This is a genomic window from Thermophilibacter provencensis, from assembly GCF_900128445.1.
GTDB lineage: Bacteria > Actinomycetota > Coriobacteriia > Coriobacteriales > Atopobiaceae > Thermophilibacter > Thermophilibacter provencensis.
Genome location: NZ_LT671417.1, coordinates 1,413,688 through 1,434,981 on the forward strand (window position 1 = coordinate 1,413,688; position 21,294 = coordinate 1,434,981).

17 protein-coding genes are annotated in these 21,294 nt (G+C 68.3%); 13 read left to right on the plus strand and 4 right to left on the minus strand.

The window, feature by feature from the left end:
- Both BQ7391_RS06375 and BQ7391_RS06380 read left to right on the plus strand, forming a co-directional pair.
- Nucleotides 1–1,470 (plus strand): glutamate synthase subunit beta, encoded by a 1,470-nt coding sequence (locus BQ7391_RS06375; protein ID WP_075279838.1) that lies wholly within the window; start codon nt 1–3, stop codon nt 1,468–1,470.
- 2 nt (nt 1,471–1,472) lie between these two features.
- Nucleotides 1,473–1,742, plus strand: coding sequence for a hypothetical protein (locus BQ7391_RS06380; protein ID WP_075279839.1), 270 nt, complete (start codon nt 1,473–1,475; stop codon nt 1,740–1,742).
- A gap of 210 nt (nt 1,743–1,952) precedes the next feature.
- Here BQ7391_RS06380 and BQ7391_RS06385 read toward each other — a convergent pair whose 3' ends face one another.
- The gene (locus BQ7391_RS06385) at nt 1,953–2,885 is read right to left on the minus strand and encodes a zinc dependent phospholipase C family protein (protein ID WP_075279840.1); all 933 of its coding nucleotides are present in this window, start codon (nt 2,883–2,885) and stop codon (nt 1,953–1,955) included.
- Between the two features lie 141 nt (nt 2,886–3,026).
- On the opposite strand from BQ7391_RS06385, the gene BQ7391_RS06390 reads away from it, so the two are divergent.
- Nucleotides 3,027–3,545 (plus strand): HdeD family acid-resistance protein, encoded by a 519-nt coding sequence (locus BQ7391_RS06390; RefSeq protein WP_075279841.1) that lies wholly within the window; start codon nt 3,027–3,029, stop codon nt 3,543–3,545.
- Between the two features lie 8 nt (nt 3,546–3,553).
- Here BQ7391_RS06390 and rnhA read toward each other — a convergent pair whose 3' ends face one another.
- Both rnhA and polA read right to left on the minus strand, forming a co-directional pair.
- Nucleotides 3,554–4,030 carry a ribonuclease HI gene (gene rnhA / locus BQ7391_RS06395; RefSeq protein WP_075280912.1) on the minus strand — a complete coding sequence of 159 codons (477 nt, stop codon included), beginning with the start codon at nt 4,028–4,030 and terminating at the stop codon, nt 3,554–3,556.
- Nucleotides 4,031–4,119: 89 nt separating this feature from the next.
- Complete coding sequence (gene polA / locus BQ7391_RS06400; protein ID WP_075279842.1) at nt 4,120–6,810, minus strand: DNA polymerase I; 2,691 nt, start codon at nt 6,808–6,810, stop codon at nt 4,120–4,122.
- 327 nt (nt 6,811–7,137) lie between these two features.
- Between polA and BQ7391_RS06405 the strand changes: the two genes are divergently transcribed.
- Nucleotides 7,138–9,228 (plus strand): glutamine synthetase III family protein, encoded by a 2,091-nt coding sequence (locus BQ7391_RS06405; RefSeq protein ID WP_075279843.1) that lies wholly within the window; start codon nt 7,138–7,140, stop codon nt 9,226–9,228.
- 242 nt (nt 9,229–9,470) lie between these two features.
- Here BQ7391_RS06405 and BQ7391_RS06410 read toward each other — a convergent pair whose 3' ends face one another.
- Nucleotides 9,471–10,205 (minus strand): HAD family hydrolase, encoded by a 735-nt coding sequence (locus BQ7391_RS06410; protein ID WP_075279844.1) that lies wholly within the window; start codon nt 10,203–10,205, stop codon nt 9,471–9,473.
- Between the two features lie 279 nt (nt 10,206–10,484).
- Here BQ7391_RS06410 and rpsA point away from each other — a divergent pair, with 279 nt between their 5' ends.
- The 9 genes from rpsA (at nt 10,485) to BQ7391_RS06455 (ending at nt 21,218) form a co-directional block, all read left to right on the plus strand.
- Nucleotides 10,485–11,657, plus strand: coding sequence for a 30S ribosomal protein S1 (rpsA, locus tag BQ7391_RS06415; protein WP_075279845.1), 1,173 nt, complete (start codon nt 10,485–10,487; stop codon nt 11,655–11,657).
- A 510-nt stretch (nt 11,658–12,167) separates the two neighbouring features.
- Nucleotides 12,168–13,811: an ABC transporter substrate-binding protein gene (locus tag BQ7391_RS06420; RefSeq protein WP_075279846.1), complete on the plus strand. Its 1,644-nt coding sequence runs from the start codon at nt 12,168–12,170 to the stop codon at nt 13,809–13,811.
- Nucleotides 13,812–13,934: 123 nt separating this feature from the next.
- Complete coding sequence (locus BQ7391_RS06425) at nt 13,935–14,870, plus strand: ABC transporter permease (protein ID WP_075279847.1); 936 nt, start codon at nt 13,935–13,937, stop codon at nt 14,868–14,870.
- A complete protein-coding gene (locus BQ7391_RS06430) occupies nt 14,870–15,838 on the plus strand; it encodes an ABC transporter permease (RefSeq protein ID WP_083662134.1) in 969 nt (322 codons plus the stop codon). Before BQ7391_RS06425 ends, BQ7391_RS06430 begins: the two co-directional genes overlap by 1 nt.
- 13 nt (nt 15,839–15,851) lie before the next feature.
- A complete protein-coding gene (locus tag BQ7391_RS06435) occupies nt 15,852–16,931 on the plus strand; it encodes an ABC transporter ATP-binding protein (RefSeq protein WP_075279848.1) in 1,080 nt (359 codons plus the stop codon).
- Between the two features lie 19 nt (nt 16,932–16,950).
- On the plus strand, nt 16,951–18,006 hold the full coding sequence (locus tag BQ7391_RS06440) for an ABC transporter ATP-binding protein (RefSeq protein WP_075280914.1): 1,056 nt from the start codon (nt 16,951–16,953) through the stop codon (nt 18,004–18,006).
- 168 nt (nt 18,007–18,174) lie between these two features.
- The gene (pepT, locus tag BQ7391_RS06445) at nt 18,175–19,425 is read left to right on the plus strand and encodes a peptidase T (RefSeq protein WP_075279849.1); all 1,251 of its coding nucleotides are present in this window, start codon (nt 18,175–18,177) and stop codon (nt 19,423–19,425) included.
- Nucleotides 19,426–19,482: 57 nt separating this feature from the next.
- Nucleotides 19,483–20,538: a M20/M25/M40 family metallo-hydrolase gene (locus tag BQ7391_RS06450; protein ID WP_075279850.1), complete on the plus strand. Its 1,056-nt coding sequence runs from the start codon at nt 19,483–19,485 to the stop codon at nt 20,536–20,538.
- A gap of 269 nt (nt 20,539–20,807) precedes the next feature.
- Nucleotides 20,808–21,218, plus strand: coding sequence for a hypothetical protein (locus tag BQ7391_RS06455; protein WP_075279851.1), 411 nt, complete (start codon nt 20,808–20,810; stop codon nt 21,216–21,218).
- The last annotated feature ends 76 nt before the right edge of the window (nt 21,219–21,294 follow it).

The following is a 21,294-nucleotide window of genomic DNA, read 5'->3' on the forward strand; positions in this document are numbered from 1 at the left end:
ATGGGAAGGCCTGGTGCGTACCTGACGGTTGACCGCGAGACCGAGCCGCTGCGGCCGGTCGCCGAGCGCGTGCGCGACTACGAGGAGCTCCACGGCGAGCTGTCCGAACTCGCCCGCCGCGCGCAGGCGAGCCGCTGCATGATGTGCGGCGTGGCGTTCTGCCAGGCCGGCTTTGGCTTTGGCGGCGCGCGCCCGAGCGGCTGTCCGCTCCACAACCTCATCCCCGAGTGGAACGACCTCGTCTACCGGGGGCTCTGGCGCGAGGCCGCCGACCGGCTGGCGCTCACCTCGCCGCTCCCGGAGTTCACGAGCCGCGTGTGCCCCGCGCTCTGCGAGGCCGCCTGCAACCTGGGCTGCCATGGCGAGCCCGAGACGATTCACGACAACGAGCGCGCGATCTCCGACTGGGAGTGGGCGCACGGCGGCCCCCGGCGCTTCCCGCCGGCGGCGCCTGGCGCCCCGCGCGTGGCCGTGGTGGGCTCCGGGCCTGCCGGGCTCGCCTGCGCCTGGGAGCTCGCCCGGCGCGGCGCCCGCGTGACGGTCGTGGAGCGCGCCGACCGTGCGGGGGGCCTGCTCACCTACGGCATCCCCAACATGAAGCTCCCCAAGGACGTGGTCGCGCGCCGCGTGACGCTCATGGAGGAGCTGGGAATCGAGTTTCGCCTCAGCACGGACGCCGCCGAGAGGGACGTGGCATCGGCGGTGCTCGCAGAGAGCGACGCGGTGGTCGTGGCCGCCGGCGCGCGCCGACCGCGGGGGCTCGCCGCGGCGGGCTTCGAGGAGGGCCTCGCCTCGGGCGGCGTGGCCTGGGCCGTGGACTACCTCACGGCATCCACCCGGGCGCTTCTCGACGGCGGCGAGCCGGCGGTGAGCGCCGAGGGCCTCGACGCGGTGGTCATCGGCGGCGGCGACACGGGCAACGACTGCCTGGGCACCGCCGTGCGGCAGGGCGCGCGCTCGGTGCGGCAGCTCGAGTTCCTCCCGCGTCCCGCCGAGCCGGGCCCGGGCGCCACGCGCTGGCCCGAGTGGCCTTCCACCCTCAAGACCGACTACGGGCAGCAGGAGGCCATCGGGCTCATGGGTGGCGAGATGCGCTCGTGGGGCGTCGACACGCTCGAGGTCCTTCTCGATGAGGGGGGCTCGGTGCGCGGCCTGCGGGTCGTCGACCTCGACTGGTCCTCCGGCAGCCCCGAGCGCGTGCCGGGCAGCGAGCGCGAGATCGCCGCGCAGCTCGTGCTCGTGGCCTGCGGCTTCACGGGGCCGGAGCGAGGCGTGCTGGACGCGCTGGGCGTGCGCGTGGGGGAGCGGGGGCTGCCCGTCTCCGAGGGGGGCGCCCACCGTGCGGCGGCGACGGTGGAGACGCCCGTCTTTCTCGCCGGTGACGTGCGGACCGGGTCCTCGCTCGTGGTGAGCGCCATCGCCGACTCCATGGCCTGCGCGGCAGAGGTCGCGGCCGAGCTGGGGCTCTAGCCATGGACGGTCCGGTCGGCATCATGTTCGTCCGGGGGTCGACGACGGTCGTTGCGGCCTCCGCGGACCCGGCTCCGGACGTCGAGGAGTCCCCGGCGCGCGAGGCCGACACCCTCGTCTGGCTCGAGGACGGGGAGGAGCGGCCCTTCGCTCCGTCGCAGGAGCGCCGCCGCCCCTGGCTCGAGGAGTCGGCGACGTGGGGCGAGGGCTCCCGAGCCGCCCGCCCCGCCGACGATGGTCCCGAGCCGCCCGACACCCTCGTCTGGATCTAGGGGGCTCCCCGGCCGCCCTCCAGCGGCCGCGCGTCGTCCCCGGTTGCGCGCCGACCACGGCGCCCCTCGAGTTTGCTCGTGCAAGCGCGAGGGGCGCCGTGGCGACAGATTCGTGTTTGTGCTGCTCAGGGGCCCGACGGCACTTCTCGCCACGTCGCATGCCGGCGCGCTTGCACGAGCAAACGCGAAGAGGGGGCAGGGCCGCAGGCGTCAGTCGTCCGTCCCCGGCCGCCCCGCGTAGTCCAGGCCGCCGACGAGCCTCCTGAAGCCTTCGCGGTCCCCGCGCACGTAGGCCTCGGCGAGCGCGGGGTAGGAGAGCCGCGCCTCATCGAAGAGGTCAGCCAGGCTCTCGGTGCGAACGCGCCCCGTGAAGGGGTCGCGCCAGGGGAGGCAGTCGAGGTTGGCCGCGGGGCAGTCCTCGCAGCGTCGCACGTAGTGTGCCGCCGCCGCTGCCCAGGAGTGCCCGCGCGCGAGCCGCTCGAGGGCGCCGACCGCGCGTGCGCGCGGAGATTCGGCGGGGTCGATGAGTCGGTAGGCGCGCTCGAGGTCTCGCACGCTGCCGGCGTACTCCCGCGCACCCAGCCCGATCCCGAAGACGGCGAGCGAGAGCTGGGAGACGAGCGCCCCGCCCACGCGCTCGATCCGCTCGGTCCGCATGAGGTTTCCCGCGGCGGGCCGCTCGAGCACGGTGGCGCCGCGCTTCTCCCAGAGGATCCAGCTGTCGATGTCCGACTCGATCACGGCGTGCACGTCGCGCGCGACGGAGGCGAGCGTGCGGTCCACCTCGGCGAGGGCGCGCTGCTGGGAGACGACGAGGGGGTGCGCCGCGCGGTCGAGCGCGTAGTGGCCGAGAAAGCCGAGCGCGAAGGCGCGTCCGACGCCCTCGTCGGAGGCGGGCAGGCGGCTCACGCCGTCGCGCAGCGCCCAGAACGCGCGCGTGACGCAGCCTCCCTGGATGAGCCGCGCGAGGCGGTGGCAGGCGCGCGCCGTGGCGGGGAGGGTCGAGAACCGGGCGAGGAGGGGGTCAGGCCCCTGGTTGGCGAGCAGGAAGGCGAGCTTTTCCTCCTCGCCGCTCACGATGCCGTCGGGCAGGCTCGCGATGACGTCCTCGCCGAATATGTGGTGCGTGATGAGCGCGGGCATGGCCCCTCCTCGCGTCGCTTCCGAGAGATCCCACGTGGCTAGTGTATCGCGCCGGCGGGGCGTACCGCGTTGACGCGCGGGGCAAGAGGGTAGAAAGACGTCATGCGACGGAGAGTCCGTCGCCCAACCAAAGGTGGCATCATGGCTAACTCGTTCCAGCGCGCCCGCACGACGGTGATTCTCATGGGAATCGCCTCGCTTCTCACCGGCGTGGTGATTCTTCTCAACCCGGCCGGCGTGGCGCTCTTCCTCACGGCCCTCTTCGGCGGGGTGCTCGCCATCGCGGGCGCGGTCACGCTCGTGGGCTACGCCCGCGCCCGCGACGTCTCGACGCAGTCCGACCTCTTCGTCGGCCTCGTCGAGCTGGTCTTCGGCGCGATTCTCTGGTTCTGGCCCGGAATGTTCGTGAACTGGCTCGTGGTGATCGTGGGCGTGTTCATCCTTTTCTCCGGCCTCGGAGACTTCGCGGAGGCGCGCTCGCTCGCCGCCCTCGGCGCGCCGGCGGCAGGCATGGGGACGGTGCTCGCCGTCCTCACGGTCATCTTTGGCGTGCTCGTGGTGGCCTCGCCGTTCGCCCTCGTCGACCTCATGTTCTCCATTGCCGGCTTCGGCCTCGTCTTCAACGGCGTGACCGAGCTCGTGGCGGCGTTCAGGATGTAGCGTCGCCGCTACTCCTCGAAGCCGGCGTCCTCCAGAAGGCCCGTCCCGTCGGCGGCGGCCGTCGCCAGCTCGTCGCAGCGCTCGTTCTCGGGATGCCCGGCATGGCCCTTGACCCAGGCCCAGGTGACCTCGTGCGGGTCGCAGGCGGTCAGCAGCCGCTTCCAGAGGTCGACGTTCTTCACCGGCTGCTTGCTCGCGGTCTTCCATCCGCGGCGGAGCCAGCCGCCGATCCAGTTCTTGTTGAACGCGTTGCAGACGTACTGGGAGTCCGTCGTTATCGTGACCGCGCACGGCCGGCGCAGCGCCTCGAGCGCCGCGATCGCGCCCATGAGCTCCATGCGGTTGTTCGTCGTGCGGCGATACCCTGCGGAGAGCTCGCGCTCGTAGGCACGCCCGTCCGGGCCTGTGTAGCGAAGGACCGCGCCGTAGCCGCCCGGGCCCGGGTTGCCGCGCGACGAGCCGTCCGACCAGGCCTCAACGCGCATGAGGCCGCCTTCCGCGCCGGTCGCGCTGCCGGCCGGGGCGTCCACGACCCTCTCGCCCGCGGACGCCGCGAACTCGCTCCAGCTCGCCATCACTTGGCCTCCGCCCAGTTGCTGCCGTAGGAGACCTCGGCCAGGAGCGGCACGCGCAGCTCGACCACGCCCTCCATCGTCTCGCGGACGAGGGCGCTCACGGCCTCGACCTCGGCCTCGGGGACCTCGAGGTCAAGCTCGTCGTGAATCTGCAGCACGAGCTTGGACGCGAGGCCCTCCTCGTGGAGGCGCCTCTCCACGCGCACCATAGCGATCTTGATGATGTCCGCCGCGGTGCCCTGCATCGGGTGGTTCATCGCCGTGCGCTCGCCGAAGGCGATGAGCTGGCGGTTGCGCTGCTGGAACTCGCGGATGTGCCGCCGGCGGCCGTAGAGCGTCTCGGCGTACCCGCGCTCGTGGGCGATGCGCACGGCCTCGTCGAGGAAGGCGCGCACGCCGGGGTAGGCCTCGAAGTAGCGGTCGATCATCTCCTGCGCCTCGGCGCGCGGAATCTTGAGCGAGCTTGCAAGGCCAAAGGCCTGCTGGCCGTAGACGATGCCAAAGTTCACCGCCTTGGCGCGGCTGCGCAGCTGCGGGGTGACCTCCTCCACGGGCACGCCGAAGACGCGCGCGGCGGTGGCGGCGTGGAAGTCAGCGCCCTCGCAGAAGGCGGCGACGAGGTGCTCGTCTCCGGAGAGGTGCGCGAGCAGCCTGAGCTCGATCTGCGAGTAGTCGCAGGCGAGAAACACGCTTCCCTCCGGCACCGTGAACGCCTGCCGCACGCGGTGGCCGAGCTCCGAGCGGGTGGGGATGTTCTGCAGGTTGGGGTCCGAGCTCGAGAGGCGACCGGTGGCCGTCACCGTCTGGTTGAGCGTGGTGTGGATGCGGCCGTCGCCCGCCACGAGCGCGGGGAGCGCGTCGAGGTAGGTGCTCTTGATCTTGGATCGCTCGCGGTAGTCCAGGACCTCGGCCACGATTCTGTGCTCGTTCGCCAGGTCGCCGAGGACCTTCGCGTTGGTGGAGTAGAAGCCGCGCTTGGTGCGCTTGAGGCCGAAGGTGGGAAGCCCGAGCACGTCGAAGAGCACGTGGGAGAGCTGCTGCGGGGAGTCGATGTTGAAGTCCTCCCCGGCGGCGGCGTGGATCTTCTCGACCATGCCCTCGATCTCCGCGCCGAGCTCGGCGGACTGGGCGGCGAGGACGCTCGTGTCCACGCCGAGGCCCACGCGCTCCATCTCGGCGAGCACCGGCAGAAGGGGCATCTCCATGTCGCGGAAGAGCCCCGTGGCGCCGTCGCGCTCCATGCGCTCGGAGAGCACCGGCACGAGCAGGCGCGCGCGCACCGCGTCGAGCGCCGCCTCGGGGAGCTCGTCGCTCGCGGCGGGAAGGGTCTCGGCGAGGTACGCCTCGGCGAGCTCCGCGGGTCCGAAGGAGCCGCGATCGGAGTCGAGCAGGTAGGCGGCCACGGAGACGTCGAAGATGCGGGCGGGGTCGACCTCGCTGGGGGAGAGGAGCTCGGGCTTGGAGGAGTCGGCGGGGGAGAGCGCGTGGATGAGCGCCTTGACGTCGCCGGCGGCCACGTGCCCCTCGCGCAGGAGCCGTGCGAGCGCCCCGTCGGCCACGTCGCCCTCGAGACGGAGGAGCCGCTCGCCGTCGTAGGCCCACAGGACGTGCGCGAGGCCGAAGAGCGCCCCGTCGACGCGGTCGTCGTCGAGCGCCACGCCGACCCAGCCGTCCCGCACGGCTGCTTCGAGCGCCGCGAGCGCGTCGTCGGCGACGAGCGGGGCGGGCAGCTCCACGCTGGCGGGGGCGGGCTCGCTTCTCTCGCCCAGCGTCTGGCGCGCGGCGGCGACGGCGTCCTCGCCGGCAAGCCGGACGAGGCGCGAGGTCATGCCCGTGAAGCCGAGCGCCGAGAACGCGCGGGCGACCTCGGTCGGGTCGAAGGTGGGGAAGCGCGCGTCGGCGAGGTCGAGCTCGATTGGCGCGTCGGTGCGGATCGTGGCCACGCGGCGGCTCACCAGCGCGTCGTCGATGTGGGCGCGCAGGTTCTCCCCCATCTTGCCCTTGACCTCGTCCGCGTGCGCGATGACCTCGTCGAGGCTGCCGTACTGCACGATGAGGGCGGCCGCCTTCTTGGGGCCGATGCCCGGCACGCCGGGGATGTTGTCCGAGGTGTCGCCCTTGAGGCCGTAGAAGTCGGGCACGAGCTCGGGCGTGATGCCGTGGTAGAGGTCCTCCACCGTGGCGGGGTCCATTATCACCACGTCCGTCACGCCCTTCTTGGTGGAGACGACCTTCACGTGGTCCGTGGTGAGCTGGTACATGTCGCGGTCCCCGGTGAAGAGGAGCATGGTGTAGCCCGCCGCCTCGCCGCGGCGCGCCAGCGTGCCGAGGATGTCGTCGCCCTCCCAGCCCTCGAGCTCGGCGACCGGCACGTCGAGCGCGCCGAGGAGCTCCTTCACCATGGGGAACTGCTCGTGAAGCGCCGGGTCCATCGGCGGCCGCTGGGCCTTGTACTGGGGAAGCATCTCCATGCGGACGCGCGGCTTGCCCTTGTCGAAGGCGCAGATCACGCCGTCGGGGCGGAAGGTGTCAACGAGCTTGATGAACATGTTGAAGAAGCCGAAGAGCGCGTTCGTGGCGCGTCCGTCCGGCGCGCTCATGGGCTGGCGAATCGCATGGAACGCGCGGTGCATGAGGGAGTTGCCGTCGATGACGGCGATGGTGCGGGTATCGGGCATGTCCTCGGGCATAGGAGTCCTCTCGTCTTGGTAGTCGTCCCATTGTAGGCGAGAAGGACGGGCGGGGCCGGCGGGCCGGGGACCGTGCGAGGGGTGGCGTGCGAGGGGGCCGTGCGAAGGGGACAGGCACTTTTGCACGCCAACCGTGCAAAAGTGCCTGTCCCCTTCGCACGGCCCCCTCGCACGCCACCCCTCGCACGTGGCCGCTCGTTACCGGGTCGCCCCACGGCGGCAACCAAACGTCACCGCGAGCTTCACGCAGGGGCAACGGTCGTGAAATAATAACCGCCTAGAGTATTCCGCCGTAAGCCACAACGCCGACGACGAAAAGGGGCGCACATGGGCAAGGACAAGGTCTCACAGGAGTACGGGAGCCTGCTCTTCACGGACGCCGTGATGCAGGAGCGGCTTCCCAAGCCGACGTACAAGGAGCTTCGCCAGGTCATCGATGACGGTAAGCCGCTCGACCTCGACATCGCCAACGAGGTCGCGCACGCGATGAAGGAGTGGGCGCTCGAGAAGGGCGCAACGCACTTCGCCCACTGGTTCCAGCCGCTCACGGGCATCACCTCCGAGAAGCACGACAGCTTCCTCACGCCCATCGACGACGGCACGATTCTCATGTCCTTCTCGGGCAAGGAGCTCGTCCAGGGCGAGCCCGACGCCTCCTCCTTCCCCTCCGGCGGCCTGCGCGCGACCTTCGAGGCGCGCGGCTACACCGCCTGGGACCCCACGAGCCCGGCCTTCATCAAGGACGAGGTCCTGTGCATCCCCACGGCGTTCGTCTCCTACAACGGCGAGGCGCTCGACAAGAAGACGCCGCTCCTGCGCTCGCAGGTGGCCCTCGAGGAGCAGGCGAAGCGCGTGCTCAAGCTCTTCGGCCGCGAGCCCAAGCGCGTCTTCACCACGATCGGCCCGGAGCAGGAGTACTTCCTCATCAAGGAGGAGGACTACGAGAAGCGGCCCGACCTCATCTACTGCGGACGCACGCTCTTCGGCTGCGAGCCGGTCAAGGGCCAGGAGCTCGAGGAGCACTACTTCGGCGCCATCAGGCCCACGGTGAACGAGTTCATGAAGGAGGTCGACGACGAGCTCTGGAAGCTCGGCGTGCCGGTCAAGACCAAGCACAACGAGGTCGCCCCCAGCCAGCATGAGCTTGCGCCGATCTTCGAGCAGGGGTCGCTCGCCATTGACGACAACCTCCTCACGATGGAGAAGCTCAAGCTGCTGGCCACGCGCCACGGCCTGGCCTGCCTCGAGCACGAGAAGCCCTTCGAGTACGTGAACGGATCGGGCAAGCACAACAACTGGTCCATCTGCGCCGACGGCAAGAACCTCCTGGAGCCCGGCGCGGTGCCGAGCGAGAACCTGCAGTTCCTCGTCTTCCTTGCCGCGCTCGTGGCCGCCGTCGACGAGCACGCCGACCTGCTGCGCATGAGCGTCGCCTCCGCCGGCAACGACCACCGTCTCGGCGCCAACGAGGCGCCGCCGGCGATCATCTCGGTCTTCCTCGGCGACCAGCTCCACGAGATCGTGGAGGCGCTCATCCACAAGGAGGAGCCGGAGGTCCACGAGGCCGAGCGCATGGACCTCGGCGTCCCCGCGCTGCCCGACCTCCTGCGCGACACCACGGACCGCAACCGCACCTCGCCCTTCGCCTTCACGGGCAACAAGTTCGAGTTCCGCATGTGCGGCAGCCAGCAGAACCTGGCCGACCCCAACGTGGTCCTCAACACCGCCGTGGCCGAGCAGTGCGACCGCTTTGCCACCAAGCTCGAGGGCAAGACGGGCGACGAGTTCACCAACCTCGCCCTGCGCTGGGTGCGCCACACCCTGCGCGACCACCAGCGCGTGCTCTTCGAGGGCAACGGGTACTCCGAGGAGTGGGAGGCCGAGGCCGAGCGCCGTGGCCTTCCCAACCTCAAGACCACGCCGGACACCCTCTCCTGCATCACCGCGCCCGAGACCGTGGCCTTCTACGCCAAGTACCACGTCCTGAACGAGGCCGAGCTTCACGCGCGCTACGTCTCCAAGGCCGAGCAGTACGCCAAGCTCCTCAACATCGAGGCCAACACCATGGTCTACATGGCGCGCCACCTCTACCTGCCCGCCCTGTTTGACTACTCCGGCGACATCGCCACGAGCGTGGCCACCAAGGCCGAGATCGGCATCGAGAGCCCGGTCGAGAAGGAGCTCGTGCGCACGCTCACCGACGGCATCTCCGCCATCCACGAGGCCGCGGCAGACCTCGAGGCCAACAACTCCGCGGCCCACGAGGTGGAGGACCCGCTCGAGCAGTGCTTCGCCTACCGCGACAACGTCCTGCCCTCGATGGCGCACCTGCGCGAGTGCGTAGACGCCATGGAGAAGGTCTGCGGCGAGGACTACTGGCCCGTGCCCACCTACAACCAGATGCTCTTCTGGGTGTAGCCCGCGCGTGACAGGGGTGACAGGGGGACGGAGGCTTTGTCACGCCTCCGTCCCCCTGTCACGTGTGAGGCGGCCACTCGCTCGTTTATGGGGTGCTTTTTCGTCGAACCTGTAGGTACACTACAAACGGAGAACCCAATCTAGCTGGGAAAACCTTCTGAATAACTTGTGGTGTACATCGATGTCCGGCGAAAAAGCACCCCATAAACGAGGGCGGAGGAGGGCGAGCCCAAGTCCCGCGCCTAACCGTCAGAGTCCAGGCGCGCGATGAGGTCGGGCAGCTCGCGCGCGAGCTCGGCCATCGACCCGCGCCAGACGGCTCGCTTGGGGCGGGCGTGCCCCACGTAGGCGGTTCGCAGGCCGCAGTCGGCGCGCGGCAGGTCGCGCACGGCGTCGTTGCCGACCATGAGGCACTCCTCGAGGCGCACGCCCAGCTGGTTGGCAAACTCCTGGTAGTAGCGGGCGCTCGGCTTGCAGCGCGTGGAGTTGGAGATGGTGGAGACGAGGGCGAAGTCGTCCACGTGGACGCCCGCCCACTCCATCCGGGCGCGGTCGCAGGCGAGGGAGAACGTCGGGTTTGTGGCCAGGGCGCAGACGAGGCCCTCGTCCCACACGGCGTCAATGGCCTCGCGCGCGCCCTCGACGGGGCGAGCCGCCACGATGCCGCCGGCAAAGCCGGGCACGACCTCGCGCTCATAGTAGTCGATGAGGTCGTGGATGACGGGATCGTCGAGCGGGATGCCGGAGGCCGCCTGGAACGTCTGGTTGAAGAGCTGCTCGTTGGTGAGGGAGTCTGCGCGGTCCTGCGCGTCGATGGCGAGCAGGCTCCGCACGAAGGGGACGCCGAGCGCGGCCGGGCTCGTGCGCGCGGCCTCGCCGAGCAGGCGCGAGGCCCCCGCGACGTAGCGAACGATGAAGGCGGTGAGGTTGAGGCGCAGCAGCGTGTCGTCGAGGTCGAAGAGCACGGCTCGTATCACGGTGGCCTCCCTGGTCGGATTCGGGGACGTTGCGTCGCCTCCGGTGCGAGCGACGTCCCCGCGGATTTCCTGTAAGAAAATTACTAGATACCCAAGAGTTCCGCTTGAAATACACACTCAGATAACGCTACTCTAGTCCACGTGTGGGCACAGGGGCCCGCACAACCGTATCTGTCGGCCCCCGAGAGCATGTAAGTTTCCACGTAGACGCCACGATTCTAGGCACTGCAGGCAGCGACCATGACGACCGGGGCCCCGTTGTTCGAAAGGGGTCCACCTTTGAGTGAGATTCAGAACTCGTCCATCTTCTCCCTGGATGACATCTCAGACGAGGAGATGAACAACCTCATCGACGGCACCGTGACCGACTTCGATGAGGGCGATCTTGTCACCGGCACCGTCGTCAAGATCGAGCGCGATGAGGTTCTGCTTGACATCGGCTACAAGTCCGAGGGCGTCATCCCGTCCCGCGAGCTCTCCATCCGCAAGGACATCAACCCGGCCGAGGTCGTCGCCATGGGTGACGAGATCGAGGCGCTCGTTCTCCAGAAGGAGGACAAGGAGGGCCGTCTCGTCCTGTCCAAGAAGCGTGCCGAGTACGAGCGCGCCTGGAACGCCGTCGAGGAGAAGTTCAACTCCGGCGAGACCGTCGAGGGCGAGGTCATCGAGGTCGTCAAGGGCGGCCTGATTCTCGACATCGGCCTGCGCGGCTTCCTGCCCGCCTCCCTCGTCGACCTCCGTCGCGTCAAGGACCTCAACGCCTACCTCGGCACCCGCATCGAGGCTCGCGTCATCGAGATGGACCGCAACCGCAACAACGTCGTCCTCTCCCGTCGCGTGGTCCTCGAGGAGGCCCGCAAGGCCGAGCGCCAGGAGATCCTCTCCAAGCTGCAGGTCGGCATGCGCCTCAAGGGCACCGTCTCCTCGATCGTCGACTTCGGCGCCTTCGTCGACCTCGGCGGTATCGACGGCCTCGTGCACATCTCTGAGCTTTCCTGGAACCACGTCAACCACCCCTCCGAGGTCGTCAAGGTCGGCCAGGAGGTCGAGGTCCAGGTGCTCGACGTCGATCTCAACCGCGAGCGCATCTCCCTCGGCCTCAAGCAGACCACCGAGGACCCCTGGCGCTCCCTCGTCAAGAAGTACCCGGTCGATGCCATCGTCGAGGGCACCGTCACCAAGCTCGTCACCTTCGGCGCGTTCGTCGACCTCGGCGAGGGCGTGGAGGGCCTCGTGCACATCTCCGAGATGGCCAAGCAGCACGTCGACCAGCCGTCCCAGGTCTGCACCGTGGGCGACACCGTCCAGGTGAAGGTCATGGAGATTGACCTCGACCGTCGTCGCATCTCCCTCTCCATGAAGGCCGCGGCCGAGACCCTCGGTACCGAGGTCGAGGTCAAGCCGCTCCCCGAGAGCGACAAGCCTGCCGAGAAGGACGAGGACGCCGAGTAGCGCCTCCCTCTCTCACGGAGCCTCAGCAAGGGCCGCCCCACGGGGCGGCCCTTTTTTCGGTCGGGGCGAGTCTCCCTTTGTTTTCCGGCTTGAAGCCCGCGCGCTGCGGAATCGGTCGTCGGGTACGGTGACTGCAGCTGGAAGGCGAGCTGGCGCCCGCGCGCTGCGGAATCGGGGGTCGTGGCAATTTCCGGGCAGGCCGCGTTGTCGCATTGGGGGTCATGGCAATCGGAGCGGAGCGTCAACTGGGCGTTCTTCTCGCCCCGTTGCGGGATTAGGGGTTATGGCAGCCCGATTGCTGCCACGACCCCAGATTGGGCAACGCCAAAGTCGTCGGGATTGCCACAACCCCGGATGGGACAACGGCCGGGTGGGCTCAAGGAGGGGGCGAGCGGACTTTAGCAAAGTAAATCGTACGTTAAGGTTTCATGGGACTGACAGTTGGCCTCCCATAATGAAGATGCCGCGCGCCGAAGGAGGGCGCGCCACGTAACCAAGGGAGGAATGTCAATGAGCGACAAGATCACCCGTCGCGGCTTCGTGAAGGGCGCTGCCCTCGCGGGTGCCGCCACCGCCACCGCGGCCCTCGCCGGATGCGGCGGGGAGGAGGCCCCCGCCACCAACGAGGACGGCTCCGTCAAGAAGATCCTGCGCTTCGGCCAGTCCAACCCCAAGCTCGGCCTGGACATGCAGATCTCCACGAACTCCGGCTCCTCCTCGGTTGCCGACTGCATCTTCGAGGCCCCGCTGCGCTGGACCGAGGACAACGAGCTCGTCCCGTGCCTGCTCACCGAGATCCCCACGTTCGAGGATGACGGCGTGACCCTGCACTGCACCCTCAAGGAGGGCATCACGTGCCACGACGGCTCCACGCTCACGGCCAACGACGTCAAGTTCTCCTTCGAGCGCATGTTCAAGCCCGAGACCGCGGCCAAGTCCACCTACATGTATGACATGATCAAGGGCGCCAAGGCCATGCTCAACGGCGAGGCCACCGAGCTCGAGGGCCTGACCGTCGAGGACGACACCCACTTCACCTTCGTCCTCGAGTACCCGATGGTCTCCTTCATCAACAACCTCGGCATCAACTACGCGGACATCTTCCCGCAGGCCGCCGTCGAGAAGGTCGAGTCCGAGGGCCGCAAGTGGGGCTGGGGCACCGACTGCGTGGGCACCGGCAAGTACAAGATCGTCTCCAACGACGACACCACCGAGGTCGTCATGGAGAAGTTCGCCGAGTACCACGACGGCGAGCCCGCCCTCGACGAGGTCCACATCATCTACTACGACGACAACAACACCAAGCTCCTCGCCTTCAAGAACGGTGACATCGACTGGTGCGACCTCGAGGCCACGCTGCTCAAGCAGTACCAGGAGGACCCGGAGGTCAAGGACCAGATCACGCTTTACGAGACGCTCGGCGTGCACTTCGTGAACCTCAACCTGCGCGACGACATGGGCCTCACCGACCCGCGCGTCCGCGAGGCGCTCTCCATCTCCATCGACCGCCAGGCCCTCGTGGACACCGTCCTCGCCGGCGCCGGCGTGCCCGCCATGGGCTGGCTCGCCCCGCAGACGCCGGGTCACGACTCCGATGCCGAGATCCCGTATGACCCCGAACGCGCCAAGGAGCTCATCAAGGAGGCCGGCGCCGAGGGCCTTCAGCTCGAGGCCAAGATTCGCGCGAACCTCTACGAGACGTACATGACCGTCGTCCAGAGCTACTGGAAGGAGATTGGCGTCGACCTCAAGCTCACCATCGAGGACAACGGCGTCTGGTCCTCCGACTGGGCCGACGGCAACTGCCAGATCACGGCCGTGGGCTGGTTCCCGCTCTACGCCGACGGCGACAACCACCTCTACACGTACTTCCTCTCCGACAACGCCAAGGGCAAGTCCTCGTTCTACAACAGCCCCGAGTTCGACCAGCTCGTCACCGAGGCGCGCCAGGAGCAGGACCAGGACGTCCGCGCCGACCTCTACAAGCAGGCCGACAACCTGGTCACCCGCGTCGACTTTGCGACGATTCCGCTGTACTGGCCGAAGAACTCCTTCGTCGCCAAGTCCTACGTCAAGAACGCCAAGGTCGGCAACCTGATCTACCACATGTTCGACATCGACATCGACACGTCCGACCCGAACTACTCGGCCTAGTCGAAGTCCCGAGAGAGGGCACCCCGGCACGGCTCTTCCGCGTGCCGGGGCGTCCCACGTTGCGGCGCGCGCATCCGGCAGGAGAGGGGGCGGCGCGCCCGAGCGAGAAGAAAGGAGCAGGCGGTGAGAAGCTTTCTCATCAAGAGGGTCCTGCTGGCGATCGGCGTGGTCTTCGCGATTTCCGCGATCACGTTCTTCGTCCTGAACATCGTGCCGGGCGACCCGGTGCGCATCATGGTGGGCGAGATGGCCGATGACGCCACGGTGGAGCGCATCCGCGAGCAGATGGGTCTGAACGACCCCGTAGAGGTGCAGTACGCGCGATGGCTCACCAACATGCTGCAGGGCGACTTCGGAACCTCCTACACGCAGAGCAAGCCCGTCGTGACCCTCATGGGCCAGGCCTTCCTCACCACGGCCCGCCTCGCTGGCCTCGCCTACGTCTTCGCGCTCGTGCTCGGACTCGTCATCGGCGTCGTGGCGGCGGTCAACCACGGCAAGTGGATCGACCGCGCGCTCATGGCCCTCTCGATTCTGGGTATCTCCGCCCCGGTCTTCTGGGTGGCCGTGATCTTCCAGATCGTCTTCGCGCTCACGCTCAAGTGGTTCCCGCTCTCGGGCATCAAGACCTGGCAGGCGTTCGTGCTGCCGGTGATCGCGCTCGGCGTGCGCTACGCCGCCTCGATCGCCCGCGTCACGCGCACGAGCATGCTCGACGTCCTCTCGCAGGACTTCATGCGCACGGCCGAGGCCAAGGGCGTGCGCAAGTGGACGGTCATCATCGCCCACGGCCTGAGGAACGCCCTCATCCCCATCATCACGATTGCCGGCACGCAGCTCGGCGAGATCCTCACCGGCTCGATCCTCATTGAGTCGATCTTCATGATGCCGGGCATGGGCAAGCTCCTGCTTGACGCCATCAACTCGCGCGACCTGCCCCTCATCCAGGGCGGCGTCATGTACATCGCGATCATCTGCGTGGCCGTCTACCTCATTGTGGACATCCTCTACGCGGTCGTTGACCCGCGCATCAGACTGGGGAAGGAGGCGGCTGAGTAATGGCCCTTCTCACAAGCGACAAGAACAACCCCAAGGTTCAGAGGGCCATGGACGTGGCCGAGCGGGCGTCGCAGGCCCAGGTCCCCACCGGGCGCCCCGAGGACGAGGGTCCCGTGAAGCGCCGCGCCTCGAGCTACTGGGCCGTGAGCTGGAACATCTTCAAGAAGAACAAGGTCGGAGTCTTCTGCCTCGGCGTCGTTGTCCTTCTCGCCCTCGTGGCGATCCTGGCACCGGTGCTCGCGCCCTATGACCCGGACGTCCAGGAGCTCTCCAACATGCTCCAGGCACCCTCGGCCGCGCACCCCTTCGGCACCGACGAGTTCGGCCGCGACATCCTCTCCCGCGTCATCTACGGCTGCCGCGTCTCGCTCTCCGTGGGCGTGGTCTCGCAGGCCATCGCGCTCGTCATCGGCTTTCTCGCGGGCGTGTGCGCGGGCTACTTCGGCGGCAAGGTCGACGCGGTCATCTCCTTCGTGATCCAGGTCTTCTCGAGCTTCCCCTTCCTGCTCTTCGCCATCGTCGTCATGTACGCGCTGGGCCCGGGCCTCGTGAACCTGTACGTCGCGCTCGGCCTTCTGGGCTGGGCGTCCACGGCGCGCCTCGTGCGCGGCGACGTCATGCGCCTCAAGGGCTCCGAGTACATCCAGAGCTGCATCCTCTCGGGCGGCAAGAGCTGGCGCATCATCATGAAGCACCTGCTGCCCAACTGCGTCTCCACGCTGATCGTCACCACCACGCTCGGCATCCCCTCGGCCATCATGTCCGAGGCGTCGCTCTCCTTCCTCGGCCTCGGCGTCCAGCCGCCGATGTCGAGCTGGGGCCAGATGATCAACGCTGCCCAGCCCTACATCCAGTCGAGCACGTACTACAGCGTCATCCCGGGCATCGCCATCATCATCACCGTCATGGCGTTCAACCTGCTCGGCGACGCCCTGCGTGACGCCCTCGACCCGAAGATGCGCTCCTAGGAGGGGAGGGAACATGTCAGAAACCAACGTCTCCGTCAACGCAGAGCTCCGCGACGTCGCGGAGGAGGTCACCGAGCAGGCGCTCGACCAGGCCGCCCGAGCAGAGGTCCTTCTCGACGTGCGGGACCTCTCGGTGACGCTGTTTACCGAGGACGGGGCGCTGCCCGCCATCCGCAGCCTGTCCTTCGTCATGCGCCGCGGCGAGACGCTCGCCGTCGTGGGCGAGTCGGGCTGCGGCAAGTCCATGACCGCCCTCTCGATCATGGGCCTCCTGCCCCAGCCGCCGGCCAAGATCGTGGGCGGCAAGATTCTGCTCGAGGGGGCGGACCTCGCGGCGCTCACGCGTGACGAGATGCGCACCTACCGCGGCAGCAAGATCGGCATGATCTTCCAGGAGCCCATGACCTCGCTCAACCCGGTCATGACGGCGGGGCGCCAGATTCGCGAGGGCATCCTCGTGCACAACCCTAAGATGCCCAAGAAGGACGCCGACGCGCGTGCCCTCGAGATGATCAAGCTCGTGGGGATTCCCGCGCCGGAGAAGGTCTTCAGGAGCTATCCGCACGAGCTTTCGGGCGGCATGCGCCAACGCGTGATGATCGCCATGGCCCTGGCCTGCCAGCCGTCGCTGCTCATCTGCGACGAGCCCACCACGGCGCTCGACGTGACCATCCAGGCGCAGATCCTGCAGCTCATCGACCGCATGCGCGAGGAGCTCGGGACCGCGGTCATGCTCATCACGCACGACATGGGCGTCGTCTCCGAGATGGCGGACTGGGTTGCCGTCATGTACGCGGGGCACCTCGTGGAGTACACGCTCGCATCCGAGCTCTTCACCAACCCCAAGCACCCGTACTCGATCGGCCTCATCAACTCCATCCCCTCGCTCGATGACGCGGTGGAGAAGCTCTACGCCATTCCGGGCAACGTCCCCATGCTCGACGAGCTGCCCACGGGCTGTCCATTCCACCCGCGGTGCCCGTACGCCAAGGACGTGTGTCGCTCCGAGTGCCCACACGTGGCGCCGCTTGACGGCAACGAGAACCACACCGTGGCCTGCTGGATGTTCGACTCAGAGAAGTGGGGTGAGTAGCGTGGGCAGAAACGCCGACATGAACGACGTCGTGCTCAAGGTGGAGCACCTCACCAAGCGCTATCCCGTCAAGAAGGGCGTCTTCGGCAGGACCGGAGCCTACGTGCACGCCCTCGAGGACGTCTCCTTTGAGGTGCACCGCGGCGAGACCTTCGCCATCGTAGGCGAGTCCGGCTGCGGCAAGTCCACCACGGGCAAGTGCGTCCTGCGCCTGACCGAGCCCACCGAGGGCACGGTCACGCTCGACGGCGAGGACTTCACCTCGCTCAAGGGGGAGGACCTCACGAGAGCGCGGCAGAAGATGAAGCTCATCTTCCAGGACCCGTACTCCTCGCTCAACCCGCGCATGACGGTGGCCGACATCATCGCCGAGCCGATCGACATCGCAAAGACCTACAAGACCCGCACCGAGCGCGACGCGCGCGTCGAGCAGATCATGCAGGCCGTTGGCCTGGACCTCGCGTACAAGTACCGCTACCCGCACGAGTTCTCCGGCGGCCAGCGCCAGCGCATCGGCATCGCGCGCGCCATCGTCCTCAAGCCCGAGGTCGTGGTCTGCGACGAGCCGGTCTCCGCCCTCGACGTCTCGGTCCAGGCAAAGGTCATCAACCTGCTCGAGGAGCTGCAGGAGGAGTTCGGCCTCTCCTACATCTTCATCAGCCACGACCTCTCGGTGGTCAAGCACATCTCCGACACCGTGATGGTCATGTACCTCGGCCACACGATGGAGCTCGCCAGCAAGGACGAGCTCTTCGACAACCCGCTGCATCCCTACACTAAGGCGCTGCTCGACGTCATCCCGCGCATCCGCCACGAGCGCATCCAGGACAAGAAGATCCTCGAGGGAGACGTCCCCAGCCCCACCAACCCGCCCCAGGGCTGCGTCTTCCACACGCGCTGCCCGCAGTGCATGCGGGTCTGCGGCGAGCGGGCGCCCGAGATGCATGAGGTCATGCCCGGCCACCGCTGCGCCTGCCACCTCTTTGACGAGGGGCTCACCGCCGAGGAGCGCCAGCCCGTCATGGCCGCCGCCCTCGCCGAGGCGGAGGCAGCGCTCTCCGGGGCGCAATCATGACAAAGGTGACAGGGTCATCTGTCAGGTTCTGAGCGTTTGTAGTGGGTGACAGGTTTTGGACGGACGGGGCGCCCTCGGGGGCCTCATCCGTTCGAAGCCTGTCACTCTTTGCGAGGGACCTTTGTGGGAGAATCGCGTTCGAACGGACCATCGTCGATTGGAGTCCCCATGTCCGACGTGCTTGACCGCTTCATCCGCTACTGTGAGGTGCCCTCGCAGTCCAACCCCCAGACGGCCGACCACGTGCCGTCGACCGAGTCCCAGTTCAAGATCGCCGAGGTCGTGGCCGCGGACCTGCGCGCGCTCGGCGCCGAGGACGTGACCGTTGACGAGCACGCCTACGTGACGGCCCACTGGCCCGCGAGCGCCGGCGCCGAGAGCCTGCCCACGCTCGGCCTCTGCTGCCATCTGGACACCGCCTGGCAGTCCTACGGCGACCCGGTGCGCCCGCGCGTCGTGCGCTACGAGGGCGGCGAGCTCGCCCTGGGCACCGGGCGCGACGGCCGCCCCGTGACCCTGAGCCCCCAGATGAACCCCGAGCTCGAGCGCATGGCAGGGGAGGAGCTCGTGGTCACGGACGGCACGTCGCTGCTCGGCGGGGACGACAAGGCCGGTGTGGCCGAGTGCGTGGCCCTTCTCGCCCGCCTGAGGGACGACCCGAGCCTGCCGCACCCGCGCCTCGCGCTCGCCTTCGTCCCCGACGAGGAGATCGGCCACGGCGCGGCTCTGCTGGACCTCGAGCGCTTTGGCGCGGCGTACGGCTACACCATCGATGGCGGCCCCTTCGGCGAGTTCTGCTACGAGACCTTCAACGCCGTGGAGGCCTTCGTCCGTGCGCACGGCGTCTCCGTCCACACGGGCACGGCCAAGGGCAAGATGGTCAACGCCTCTGAGGCGCTCGTCCGCTTCCATCAGCTTCTGCCCGCCGCCGAGCGCCCGGAGTTCACCGAGGGCTACGACGGCTTCTTCTACCTCGAGCGCATCGAGGGCTCATGCGAGGAGGCGTCCTCGGACTACATCATCCGCGACCACGACTGGTCGCAGGTGGAGCGGCGCGAGAAGATCATGCGCGACGCCGCCGCGCTCGTGAACGCGCAGATGGGCGCGGACGTCGTCTCCGTTGAGTTCAAGGACCAGTATCGCAACCTCGCCGAGGTGATCTGCCGCCCGGAGTATGCCCACCTCATCGAGAACGCCCGCGCGGCGTATGCCGCGGTGGGGCAGGAGATGTTCTGCGTGCCCATGCGCGGAGGCACCGACGGCTCGCAGCTCTCCTTCCGCGGCTTCCCGTGCGCGAACCTCTCCGCCGGCTACTACAACGCCCACGGCGTTCGCGAGTTCGTGCCGGTGCGCGAGCTCGAGCGCATGGTGGACGTGCTGCAGGGACTCGTGGCGCTCTACGCGCGCCCGCAGGCGTAGAATAGCGCGACGAGAAGGGAAGGGCGGGCCCGCGCCCGCCATGACGAAGGAGGAGCCTTGAGCTACGAGATCGACCCCCAGTACCTGATCGACACCCTCCACGAGTGCGTCGAGGTGGAGAGCCCCGTGGGCTACTACCCCGAGGTCCACGCGTGGCTGCGCGACACGCTTGCCGACCTGGGCTACGAGATGACCGTCGACAACAAGGCGACGGCCTACGTCCGCGTGCCCGGGAAGAGCGGCGAGAAGACCGTGTGCATCGGCGCCCACCTCGACACCATCGGCCTCGTGGTGCGCGGCTTCAACGATGACGGAACCCTGCGCGTCCGCCAGCTCGGCGGCATCAACTACGCGAGCATCGAGGGCGAGACCTGCCTCGTCCACTGCCGCGACGGCCGCACCGTGGCCGGTCAGGTCATCTGCAACCACCACTCCGTCCACGTGTGGGCCGAGGCCAAGACCGACGCGCGCACCGAGGACACCATGTCCGTGAGCCTGATCGCCGACGTCAAGTCGCCGGAGGACGCCCGCGCGCTCGGCGTGACCGAGGGGGCCATGGTCGGCATCGACCCGCACTTCGAGGCCTTCGACAACGGCTACGTCGTGAGCCGCCACATCGACGACAAGGCGAGCGCCGCCGTCCTTCTCGACGTCCTGCGCTGGCTCAAGGAGACCGGCGAGAAGCCCGCGTACGACACGCTCTTCGCCTTTCCCATCTACGAGGAGATCGGCCACGGCGCCTCCTGGGTGCCGGCCGAGGTCTCCGAGTACGTGGCCGTGGACATCACGCTCATCGGCCCCGACTACGCGGGCACCGACGAGCACTCCGTGGCCGTCATCTGCTCCGACGCCAAGGGCCCCTACGACTGGGACCTCACCAACACGCTGATCGCCTGCGCCGGTGCGGCCTGCACCGAGGGCCGCTGGACCACGCAGGTCTGCTTCCACTACTCCACGGACGCCAACGGCGCCTACACCCACAGCAACGACCTGCGCAGCGGCGCCTTCGGCATGGCGTGCCTCAACACCCACGGCCGCGAGCGCTGCCACGTGGACGCCCTCGTGGAGACCGAGCGCCTGGCGCGCGCGTACGTGATGGGCGAGGGCCGCTAGGCCCTTCTCGCCAGACCCCCGGGCGGGCGCCCGGTCTCCGGGTGCGTACGCCCCCTTCCCGGGTACGTACGAAATGCAAGTGTTGATATGAGAGCCCCAGGCCTCTGACCTGGGGCTCTCTCATGTCGATAAGAACCTGAGGGCCGTGCGGGCGTACGTGCCCGGAAGGGGCGTGTACGTAACCGGAGGGGCGCGCCATCGGCCGCCATGTGTAGAGGCTGCCAGGAATGGGTATCAGCAAAGGGTCGATATGCGACCAAGGGGGAGAGATGGCATCAGGTGACTGGCAGCGCAGGCTCGCGGACTGGCTGAGGGGTCGGCAGGGGCCGGATGACCTCGCCACCTTCTGCGTGAACGTGGCGATCGTGGTGGTGGTCGTGAACCTCTTCGCGCGCACGTCGTGGCTTGGCTGGGTGGCGCTCGCGCTCGTCGTCTACGCGATGTTCCGCATCCAGTCCAAGAACCTCGGCAGCCGCGCCCGTGAGAACGAGGCGTTCCTGAACGCGCTCGGCCCCGTGCGCCCCTGGGTCCAGAACCCCCGCGCCGCCTGGGCCGAGCTCAGGTCCTACAAGCACGCCCGCTGCAGCTCGTGCAAGCAGAAGGTCCGCGTGCCGCGCGGCAAGGGCAAGCTCCGCGTCACCTGCCCCAGGTGCGGGGCCAAGTTCGAGGTGCGCTCGTAGGCGCTGCCCCGGCTCGGCGCCCCTCGTCCTTCTCGCCGCGAACTTCTGTACTTTGTTGGTGAGAAGAACAAGCCGC

Excerpts from the sequence above, each read along its gene's own strand:
- BQ7391_RS06375 (WP_075279838.1), top strand. The coding sequence starts at position 1 with ATGGGAAGGCCTGGTGCGTACCTGACGGTTGACCGCGAGACCGAGCCG.
- BQ7391_RS06380 (WP_075279839.1), top strand. The coding sequence starts at position 1,473 with ATGGACGGTCCGGTCGGCATCATGTTCGTCCGGGGGTCGACGACGGTC.
- BQ7391_RS06385 (WP_075279840.1), bottom strand. The coding sequence starts at position 2,885 with ATGCCCGCGCTCATCACGCACCACATATTCGGCGAGGACGTCATCGCG.
- BQ7391_RS06390 (WP_075279841.1), top strand. The coding sequence starts at position 3,027 with ATGGCTAACTCGTTCCAGCGCGCCCGCACGACGGTGATTCTCATGGGA.
- rnhA (WP_075280912.1), bottom strand. The coding sequence starts at position 4,030 with ATGCGCGTTGAGGCCTGGTCGGACGGCTCGTCGCGCGGCAACCCGGGC.
- polA (WP_075279842.1), bottom strand. The coding sequence starts at position 6,810 with ATGCCCGAGGACATGCCCGATACCCGCACCATCGCCGTCATCGACGGC.
- BQ7391_RS06405 (WP_075279843.1), top strand. The coding sequence starts at position 7,138 with ATGGGCAAGGACAAGGTCTCACAGGAGTACGGGAGCCTGCTCTTCACG.
- BQ7391_RS06420 (WP_075279846.1), top strand. The coding sequence starts at position 12,168 with ATGAGCGACAAGATCACCCGTCGCGGCTTCGTGAAGGGCGCTGCCCTC.
- BQ7391_RS06430 (WP_083662134.1), top strand. The coding sequence starts at position 14,870 with ATGGCCCTTCTCACAAGCGACAAGAACAACCCCAAGGTTCAGAGGGCC.
- BQ7391_RS06435 (WP_075279848.1), top strand. The coding sequence starts at position 15,852 with ATGTCAGAAACCAACGTCTCCGTCAACGCAGAGCTCCGCGACGTCGCG.
- BQ7391_RS06440 (WP_075280914.1), top strand. The coding sequence starts at position 16,951 with ATGAACGACGTCGTGCTCAAGGTGGAGCACCTCACCAAGCGCTATCCC.
- pepT (WP_075279849.1), top strand. The coding sequence starts at position 18,175 with ATGTCCGACGTGCTTGACCGCTTCATCCGCTACTGTGAGGTGCCCTCG.
- BQ7391_RS06455 (WP_075279851.1), top strand. The coding sequence starts at position 20,808 with ATGGCATCAGGTGACTGGCAGCGCAGGCTCGCGGACTGGCTGAGGGGT.